At 57.4% G+C, this 10,639-nt stretch carries 4 protein-coding genes; all 4 read right to left on the bottom strand.

Going from position 1 to position 10,639, the window contains the following annotated elements:
* Positions 1 to 22: 22 nt before the first annotated feature.
* Positions 23 to 682, bottom strand: coding sequence for a response regulator transcription factor (locus tag VEH04_00100; protein ID HYG21150.1), 660 nt, complete (start codon positions 680 to 682; stop codon positions 23 to 25).
* The gene (locus VEH04_00095; protein ID HYG21149.1) at positions 666 to 3,662 is read right to left on the bottom strand and encodes a two-component regulator propeller domain-containing protein; all 2,997 of its coding nucleotides are present in this window, start codon (positions 3,660 to 3,662) and stop codon (positions 666 to 668) included. Before VEH04_00095 ends, VEH04_00100 begins: the two co-directional genes overlap by 17 nt.
* Before the next feature lie 483 nt (positions 3,663 to 4,145).
* Complete coding sequence (locus VEH04_00090; GenBank protein HYG21148.1) at positions 4,146 to 9,236, bottom strand: FG-GAP-like repeat-containing protein; 5,091 nt, start codon at positions 9,234 to 9,236, stop codon at positions 4,146 to 4,148.
* Positions 9,237 to 9,573: 337 nt separating this feature from the next.
* A complete protein-coding gene (locus tag VEH04_00085) occupies positions 9,574 to 10,227 on the bottom strand; it encodes a hypothetical protein (GenBank protein ID HYG21147.1) in 654 nt (217 codons plus the stop codon).
* Positions 10,228 to 10,639: the final 412 nt, after the last annotated feature.

The following is a 10,639-nucleotide window of genomic DNA, read 5'->3' as shown; positions in this document are numbered from 1 at the left end:
ACTAAAGGACAACAAAAACAAATCACTTCAAGTACTTCACTACTGCCTCCGTCTTCGTGCTGACGTGCAACTTCTCATATATGTGATGAAGATGCGTGCGGACTGTGGCGTAGCTCAGGTAGAGGCGCTGGGCGATTTCCTTCGCAACGTAACCTTGCGCAAGCAATGCAAGGATTTCCTCTTCGCGGCGCGTGAGTTGGTCGAGCTCGGGATTCTTCACCACCTCCGGCTGGCGAAATGATTGCACCACCTTGCGCGCAATCTCGCTGCTCATGGGCGCACCACCCAATTTAATATCAATGATCGATTCGCGGATTTCCGCAGGCGCCGCACTCTTGAGCAGGTAACCGCTCGCGCCCGCTTTCAAGGCTTCAAAAATCTGGTCGTTATCCTCGTTGACCGTGTAGATCAGGATTTGCGTCTCGGGCAGAAGCGCCTTCAAGCGCGCGGTGCATTCGATGCCGGAGCGATCTGGAAGGCGGATGTCCATGATGACGACTTCCGGAGCCAGCTTGGGAATCTGCTTCAACGCTTTGGCCGCAGTGTCGCACACGCCAAGGCATTTCATGTCGGGAGTGTCCTGAATCAATTGCATCAGGGTGTCGCGCATCGGCCCGTTGTCTTCAACGATCGCCACAGTAATCGGTCCCGCCGATTTCGCATTGTCAGTTTCGGGCGCCATTCGCCGATGAAGCTAGCGGATCAAGATGCAAAGGGAAACGGATTTGCACTCGCGCGCCCGCGCCCCGATGACTCTCAAACGCAAAGGTTCCGCCAAGGCCCTCAATTCGCGAACGCATGTTGCGCAACCCGTTTCGCTCCGAGCGTTGCACCACCGATGACTCAACACCCCGTCCATTGTCTTCAATCACAATCTCGAACACGTCCCTGTCCATGCGGATCCGCAGCCACACCTCGGTCGCTCCCGAATGCCGCACCACGTTGTTCATCGCTTCCTTGACGGTGAGAAACAAATCATGCCGCACGTCGGGCGACAGCGGGTAGACGGGAATATTTTCCGCGACATCGAACCTGCAGCAGATGGGCGTTACCCGGCAGAACTGCTGCGAGAACTGGCACACATAACTCGCCAGCTTGTCGAGCGAGTCGTTCTTTGGATTGACAGTCCAAAGAATCCCGTCGAGCTCACGAACCAATTGCCGCGCGCCGAACACCACCTGGCTGAGATTTTTCTCCAGGCGATCCGGCGGAAGCGCAGGGTTGTTCGACATCTCAGCCAGCAGGGCAATTTGCGTCAGGCTGACGCCCAGGTCGTCGTGCAGGTCGCGAGCGATCCGCGAGCGCTCCTTTTCAAGCGCCTGTTGCGCTTCCAACCGTTGCAACCGCATCCGCAGGCGGCGATGAGACAAATACCGCACGGTGAGACCAATCAAGCCCACGAACGATGCAACGGCGGTGAGCTGAAACCAGACTGTTTGCCACCACGCCGGCAACACGACAAACGCGAGATCAATGGCCTCCTCGTTCCAAACGCCGTCACTGTTGCTTGCCGCGGCCTGCAGCCGATAGTTGCCGGCAGGCAGCCTGGGATATGCGATGCGCCGCGCGCCACCTGCTTCAACCCAGCCTGAATCGAACGGGTCCAATCGATGGCGCAACTGCACGCGCTCAGGCGCGGTGTAACTCAGGACAGCCAGCCGAAATTCGAGTTTGCGCGTATTGGCAGCGATCCGCAGCGGCCGGCTCAAGTCCACGGGCCGATTATCCGCCACAACTTCATTCAGCAGCACGGGCGGGGGCCGCTGGCTTCGCCGTTCTGCCGCAGTGTCGACCTTCAACAATCCCTGACGCGTTGCGAACCAGAGCTGGCCGTTCGTCAACGCCGTTGCAGTCGGCTGATACCCGCCCAGGCACGAAACACTGGCAAGGCCATCACTGCGTCCGAACATCGCCACGGGAATCCGATCGTCGGTTCCGCGCGCGCACGCCAGCAATCCCGCGCGGGACGCATGAAACAACCCCGCTGGCGACCCGAACCAGATGCGTCCCCGCTGGTCCGGGACGATCTGGAAAATCACATTTGCCGGCAACCCATGCGCCGTGGTGAGCCGCGCGAAACGTTCGCCATCGAGGACAAACAAGCCGCTGCCTGAAGTGCCTACCCAGACCAGCCCGTCAGGATCTGCCCACAGACTGCGAACCGAACTGCCAGGCCATGCGTGCTCGGGACCCATTGGATCGAACCTGCCATTGCGGAAACGCAAGAGTTCCCCATCTTCGGTTCCCACCCAGATTTCACCCGTGCTCGTTTCCGCGATCGCCCGGACATGATTCCCCTTGAACCCTTGAGCCGGGCCGAATTGCATGAACTCGCGACCGCGGAACCTGCCCAGCACGTCGGGATCGGCACCAATCCACACATCACCAGACTTCGCCGGAAAAATGACATGCACATCGCGAATGATGTTTTCTTCCATGCGTTGCGGGACCGTCTCACGATTTTGATTCCACCAATACAGCCCGGTCCGCGTTCCAATCCACGCGTTGCCCTCCATGTCTGTGTCCACGGAAAAAACACGGAGCCCGGGCCAGCCAGGTTTCTGGGTGAGCATCTCAAATGCATTCCCGTCAAACCTTGCCAATCCGCCGTCGCAATTCCCCACCCAAAGCCCTCCTTCGCGGTCGCTTGCGACGGAATAGCTGATGTCATCGGCAAGGCCGCGGCTGGCGTTGTAGAGATCGAAAATCTTCCGGCGAAGCCGATTGAGTCCGCCACCATGCGTTGCGACCCAGATGTTCCCCTCATAATCCTCATGGGTCATGTTAACCGACGCATGCGAAGTGGTGACGGGATCGAGGCGCTGGCTGGCGTATCGAAAAAGCCCGCGAGAGCTGGTTGCAATCCAGAGGTTGCCGCGCTGGTCCTCGAACAGGTGCCGCACGCGAACGCCAGACCATGGAGGGTCTTCGATCAGGATGCTCACCTGGCCGTTTTCAACCTTGCACAGTCGTTCATTGCTCGCGGCCCAGATGCCACCCGACCGCGCAGAGGCGATATACAGCCGATCTCCAAGGTTCTCCCGCTGCGGTACCAGGCGGCCTTCGGTGAATCGGCCGAGGAACGTACTGTTGGCAAACCAAAGGTGGCCTTCGCGATCGTACGCCCACGACGCCCATTGTCCCTTCAAGCCGTCCTCGGCACCCAGGGTTTGCACCGTTCCATTTTCCCAACGTTCGATTTCACCGCCCAAATAACCCACCCAAACGGCGCCACCGGGTTCCGCGAACAACGTGGCAATGGCATGCGGCTGAAGCGCGGCCGCCGCGGGATGAGGGATGAATCTCCGGTCGCGCAACCGCACCAATCCGCCAACATCGGGCGCGATCAGGAGGTCGCCAGAACTCTCCTGCACGATCGCCCGAATCCGTGACGTTTTCTCATTTGCAATCAGCGGTGACGAGAATTCCTTGAATTCGACTCCGTCGAAACGCACGAGGGCGGTTTCGGTCCCGAGCCAGATGTAGCCCGCGCGGTCTTGAAGAACCGAGTTCACCACCTGGTGCGGCAATCCATCTTCGCTCTGCCACGCTTGAACCAGGTAATCGGGCGGTTCGGATGCGTATGTGGGAGAAAAACACGCGGCAGCAAGGACAGCAAGAATCCAGCGGCAAAACAACGCGACTGGAAAGCGGCACGGCATGGGGAAAGTATTGCGAAAACCCAGCAAGCCGAAAGCCGAATCTGGGTCCCGCCAGAAGCCACAATGGAGGAGGAGCGCGGCGTTCACGCCGCTTGAGCGTGCGAATCCGCGGGGCAATGACTTCACACGACTCGATGCGCTCATTCAAGCGACCCGAAGGTCGCGGTCCGGGGCAGTGTCAGGATGCACTCAGCCGGGTTTGCTCTTTGCAATTGAGCTATCAGCCATCTCCAACCAAAGCTAACGTTCACGTATGAAACCGCGTGTGATCGCTTCGTGCCTGTGGATTGGCTTCCTGATCAGATTGGGGATAGCAACTGCTGGCGAGGTTCCCACCGGGGAAGCGAAGGCCGGAAGCCTTGTTCCCGAAAGTGCGAAGGTCTCCATCGAGTGTGACCGCACGGAATACTTCCTGGGCGAAAACGTTTTGCTTCACTTCGTTCTCGAAAATGCCGGAGACGCGCGCAGGTGCAACCGATCAGATCACATTCCTGTTGATCGGATGCGATAAAACGCGCCGGGTGGTGGCGTGGCCGCATCCTGGAATTCAAATAGACCGGCTTCGACTTCAGCCGCCGAACCGATCATGGACCAATCCTTCAAGTCTGCCGATCGCATTACTTCGTAACTGCCGTTCGCCGGTCCGACAAATTGAAGGCGCAGCTGGCTATGCGATGGAGCTTCGACCGCAACGATCACGATCGGTTGCGGTGCCACCTCAATCATTTGCCACGGCGCGAAGGCTCCGCCGGCGAACGTTGAGTCAATCGCCTGCACGGAAAAATAGTAAGTGCCGGGATCAAGCCCCCTGAGACTCCAGAAGAGATTCTCTCCGGCGTTTCCAGCTTGGACAACTCGTCGAAATCCGCTGGTCACATCAGCCATGGGTGAGGTCAGATTTCCGCCCCCAGGAGTTGTGGCGAGCACCACGTTATAGGTCAATCCCGACGCAGGTGTTTCCATATCGACCGCCGCCTGCCATTCAAACTGCGCGGTTCCACCAACGCCTGATCCGACGAGCGCGGTCGGCGCAGCTGGCGGGCTGTTCGTTGCGGAGGAAACATTCCCATACAGGCTCATCGCTCGCGTGTTCTGCCCATTCGGATCGTTGCGCCCGCTGACGAGCAGATCAAGATCACTATCTCTGTCGAAGTCACCCCAAACCGCCGAACTCCAAAAAGCGCCGATCAATCCAACAGTTAGTGCATTAAAGGTGCCGTCGCCATTGCTGCGATAAATCGCCGCAAAAGGCGCTCCGCTCCATCCCGTCAAGGCGACGTCGGGATTGCCGTCATTGTCAAAGTCGCCCCAGGCGATCGAACTTGCCGAAACATCGGCGAAAGAGTTGTTGATCGTTTCAAACTCCAGAGCGGTTCCATTGCGAATATTCCGGAACAATCGCGTGATGGAGCCTTCGCCAGTCGAGCCGCTCAGAAGCAGATCCAGGTCTCCGTCGCTGTCATAGTCCGCAGCCGCGAGCGCGCTCTGATAAACACCCGGCAGATTCAGATCGACGATTGTAAAGCTCCCCTCGCCATTGTTTCGATAGTAACAAGTCAAAGCCGTTTCTGTTGTGTCACGGCCCGTGAGAACAATATCGAGATCCCCGTCGCCGTCGAAATCACCTGACGCCACGGATCCTTCCGCCAAACCTGGGAGCCCCGCGTTGATGTCCGAAAAATGAGCGCTCCCGTCATTGCGATAGATTCGGCTCGTGGGAAATCCTCCCGCGTCCAATCCAGTGATCACGGCGTCAAGATCGCCATCATTGTCGAAGTCGAACCATGCTTGCGCGGACTTCCAGACGCCTGCTAGTCCAGCGTTAATGCTGGAGAAGTTCGTCCCGCCGTCATTGCGGTAAATGCGTGCGACCAACCCCGTTTGTCCCAGTCCTGTCAAAAGGATGTCCAGGTAAGTGTCGTTGTCGAAATCGCCCCACGTCGCTTCACTCCAGTTCACCGATGGCAACCCGGCATTGATGTCGCTGAATGTTCCGTTTCCATCATTCCGATAAACACGCGCCATGCTGGATGATTGACCCTGGCCGCTCATGAGAATGTCATGATCCCCATCGTTGTCGAAATCGCCCCAATCCAATGAACCTATGTCGACCGCGGGCAGCGTGGTGACAACCTGGGTAAACCAGCTTGTCACGAACGTCTGGTTCACGCCAAACGCCGTGCCCCACTGATTGCTCGCTGCTGCCCTGAAAAAGTAAGGCGTGCCGACGCTCAATCCATCCAGGACAGCACTCTTGATCGCAGTATCCAGGGCCGCATCCACAGTTTGGAACGCGGTCCGATTTCCATGATTCATCGTCGCCCCCCATTCGAACCACGCGCTGGTCTCCTGTCCCCTGGTCGAGATCTGGCTGTTGAGCTCCGCGCTGGCTGCGCCCACCGCATTCGCCTGCAGCGTCTCCACTCGCGGCAGGTAAGCCTCGACGTCTGGCGCAATGCTTCCAATCTCCAAAGTGACCGCACCCTGGTTGATTGACCATCCTTGTGAAACGGGATCTGGCGCCGCGGTTGAATCCTCAACGCTGCCAGGATTATAGGACGCAATGACGTTGGAACCGCCAACCTGGAACTCCACGCGCTGAAAATTCATCTGTCCCATCCCGGGCGAAGACCCTGAACCCCACAAGGCTTGATTCGCGTTTGCCGATGAAACGACGCCAGCCCAGCTGCCGATTGTTTTGCCGTCGACTCTGTATGTCGCAACGCCATTCGTGAAACTCAATTCATGCGTGTGATACAGCATTGCGGCAGCATTGGAGGCCACATTGATGACCGGCTGTCCTTCCAGCTCTGCAGTGAGCCGGCCGTTCGCATCGAGATCCCACCAAACCAGGTAACGGCGCGTTCCATTACCGTAAACGAACGTCATCGTGCGCAAGCCCGAAAAGTCCGTGAGCAGCCGCGACGTAATCAGGAACCGCCAACTGCTGGCCGCAGCCGTCCTTTGCGCGACGGCAAGGTTTGTGGAATAGGATAAAATCGAACCTGAGGCAGTGGAATCGTCGGTGATTTGCCATGCGTTGGGCACGGCGCCACTCAAGAGGTATGCGGAAGTCTGAAGTTCCTGATCGTTGCCGAACCGCACACCGAAGCTGTTGCTGGCGATGACCCGATAATGGTAAATCGAATCCACTTCCAGTCCCGAGATAACTGCGCTGAAATTCGTGTTCGCCAATCCGTTACCAATGTTCTGAATGAGCGTGCGGTTGCCATAGGAGGTGGTCGATCCCCATTCGAACCAGCCTGCACTGTCATCGCCATTCGGATTCGCCAGCGCGTTCAATTGCGCACCATGGGATTGCACCTCGCTTGCCCCGAAAGTCAAAGCGATCGGAACGAATGCGTCGCCGTCTGGCGCCAGGGATTGTTCGAAAAGGGAGAAGCCACCGGCGATTCGGGTCCAGCCCTGGCCGGCGGGCGTTGGAGGCGGAGCACCGTCCATGCCCGCGTGGTAAGAAGCGACGCGCCCCATTCCGGAAATGTCAAAGCTCACGGCATGATAGTTCATGCTTCCCTGACCGCCCGATGCGCCTGCGCCCCACTGAACCCGGCCCGCTGGACCGGAGATCGAACTGCCAGTCCAGCTCGTTATCGGCGAACCGTCAAAAAAATAGGTTGCGATGCCGTTGGTGTAGAGCACCTCGTGCGTATGATATTGTTTGGCGCCTAACCCATTCGCAGCCAGTTTGAATGGCTGCGCGATTCCTTCCACCTCGGCGAAAAGGTCACCGTTCAGGTCAAAATCCCACCAGACAAGAAAGCGTCTGGCGCCATGGCTGTAAAGGAGGTGCATGGTTTTGCTGCCCCTGATGTCGGCAGTCAACCGGGAGACCGCCGTGAAGTGCCATCCTGAATTGGTCGCCGCCTGATTCTGGCCCGCTGTGAGATTTGTAATATAGGAAAGGGTTGACCCAGAGGCCGTGGAATCATCTGCGATCTGCCATGCATTCAAACCTCCACCCGCAATAATGAAATCCTCCGTCTGGAACATGCGATCCGTACTCCGCCGAACGCCAAACTGATTACTTGATATCAAACGGCAATGATACGTCTGGTTGGGAGTCAAACCGTTGATCGATGCAGCCACGCCAAGGAAATTTGTCCCGGCGCCAATGCTCTGGGGCGCAGTGGAATTCCCATAATTTGTAGTCACCCCCCACTCGAACCACGCCCAGGCAGCGACACCGCCCGCGTCTGCCTCGCCCGTCAAAAGCATAGTGGAGCCATCCCCGCCAAATGAACCAAGCATCATTGGCTTGGGCATGATGGCATCGTCAAGAAACGAGAGAAGCAGCCCCGCGCCGTAAGTCACGGCGGCCGGGTATAATACGTCACCGTAAATTTGCAGCATCGATCTGCCTGAATTGAACTTGGAGCCATAGCGGGCCGCAAACCATTGCCGGTCATACTGGGCCGGAACCAGGGTGTCCGGGATTTCGTAGGAGTGCCCGGTTCCGCCACCGATATTCTCGATGTAAGCCAGCCCGGTCACGCAATAAGCGGACTTCAGAAATGGAGAGCCGCAGTATCCCTCGACCGTACAACTCATCATCCACCAATCCTGAGGGAATGAGCTCGCAGCGCCGCTGCACTGCCCCTGTGAGTAACCGATATCTTGAATCCACCAGGCCGCTGGCACTGTCGTTTCCTCAAGCGAGGGGAACATGGTCTTGAGCTCCCCGCTTCCACGATCATTGGAATTGTAAGTATCTTGTAGGACGACCTCAAACGTCGTGAAATCATAAACCTCGTTGGCAAGCTCGCGAACGAATGTGTAGCCAGGGTTCGTATCTCCACCCAATGGCGTCGCCACCCGCGGTTGGTTGTTGAAAATGTTTTCCAGGCCGATGAGAAGGTTGGTCCTTAAGGCCCACGATGCAGTATTCCCCTCGTCCGTGATGTAATCGTAAATGTTTTGCATGCCATCCCTCAGCCCGCACTCAGGACTCCATCCCCAGTTTTCAAAATCATCACCATCCGTGCACCCCGAGTCCGGCAACCCCGCCTGGGCATGGACATCGTTATGAACATGCGCAGGTGAGCTCATGTCGCCCAGAAGGTGCATGACCCGGCCAATACTGTGAAACGCTGCGTTGGTGTCGCCGCTGCGATACTGTGTTACGGCATCTGCCCAAAAGCCGCTGGCACGGGCTGGCGCGGTTTGTTGAACGAAATCCGAAGGCGTAAAACCGCAACCCGGAACGAAGTTGGGACGAGGCGTCGTATTCTGCCCCGTTTTCGGATCGTAAAAATGGCTCAAAAAATTTGGGCATGCGTCCTCGTCAATCGATCCCTGCCGAATCAGCAGGCGCCCGCTGTTGGGAATCAAACTGCCATCTTCCGGATGCGTTCGCTCCATGAAGAGCATGGCTCCAACTGTAAGGGCGGGATGCGTGTGCTTGTCTTCATGGACATGCAGCGGGCAATCCAACGAAAGGAACATTCCTGCAAGCAACAGCAATCCCCTTTTCCCCGATTTCACACTGCCGATGAAAGAAACACCCAGCGGCGGGAGTGCGTCGGATGTGTCGCGGCATTGATGTGGGATTGTCATGTTGGTGGGTTGAACATTATTTCCGCGGTTGCTCCATCGAAGAAGAGACCGGCGCCCGAGCGCCAGCATTCCACGACCGAGGGACGACGTCTCAAAGGTTTCTTCCACGTTGCAGGCGATGGAAGGGGCGGCTTTCCAAATTGGCAACGGGCAGCAAGGCGATGAGGTGCTGCGATTAACGCACTGCGAACCCGTTTCAGCAACCGGAATTGTTGATTAGTTTACAGTGCCTGCTTGAGATCGACCGCGATGACCTGAAGGGGCTTCGATGTTTCATCACCCTTGCCTGCTGAATCAATTGGTGCGGGCGGAAGCCGTTGCCTCCGCCCGCATGGCCTCATTCCTGAGCCGGCTTCGATGCAGCGATTTCATTACCCGCTGCCTTGCTTGGCTCCCTGGCTGCGTCGTTGTCCCTTGGGGTAGCACCCAGCGTGGCAGCGAGCCAATGATCGAGCTTTTCGTTATCGACCAACCCGAACTGCCGCAACGTTGGCACATCAATGATTCGTCCGGCGAATTCACGCACGGGCAGGAATTCGTTGATGTACTGCAACACCTGGGCGTGACTTGCTTCCCCCGGATCCGCTTCGGAGAACGAGTCCACATACTGCAGGTCGTCCTCCTTCCAGACCCGTTCCGGGCCAATCTCCGCATCATCCGTGATGTTTGCGCGCCGGAAGAAAAGCCGCGCGTCGTCCCGGATGAGGCGGCGATCACCGAGCAACCACACCAGCGCCGAGCCGTTCTTCAGGCTGGACCGAGCCCTGGTAACGAGCCGGGTGTTCGCGGAACGCTGGTTCAGCACTTCACGGATCACCAATGCCCAGTCGGCATCAATCTCACCGTCCCCCATCATTTCGAGGTGAATCTCCTTCGGCACATCTGCCAGCGAGTCTTCCAATCTGGCAACACGCTCAATGTAGTAGGTGTTGCCGTAATACAAGAGATCCAGCGGAAACCGGAGAAGCTCTTGCCCGTAATTTGTAACCATATCTAAAAAATGTTTGATTGTTCATTTTGAGGGGTTCACAGACGCGCGCGGCTCCTTGCGGGAGTTCACTGTCCGTTTGAGGCAACAAAAAACCCTGCTCACTTCTCAGCAAGCAGGGTTTGGAATTGTCGTTCGATGCCGTTACCTGCTTGCTTCCCGATGATCCAAATGCGTGTCGCGCACGGATCCGCCATACGACGCCGACAGTCCGTCGTTGAACACACAACCCTGGCTGGACCGGCCGTGACGGCGCGCTTTTGCGCCCACTGGCTGGCGGGACGGAGTTGATATGTTGATGCAGTTTCTCATCGCACGTGCTGAGACGAATATCACAAAAGGCGGGTTACGGTCCACTGATACATTCCGCACGACGGTAATTTCAATTCGAATATCCGAATCCATTGATGCTTCA

This window comes from Verrucomicrobiia bacterium (assembly GCA_035629175.1).
Lineage (GTDB): Bacteria > Verrucomicrobiota > Verrucomicrobiia > Limisphaerales > DASXHY01 > DASXHY01.
The sequence above is the reverse complement of the archived record's forward strand: the minus strand, read 5'-3'. Positions and strand labels throughout refer to the sequence as shown.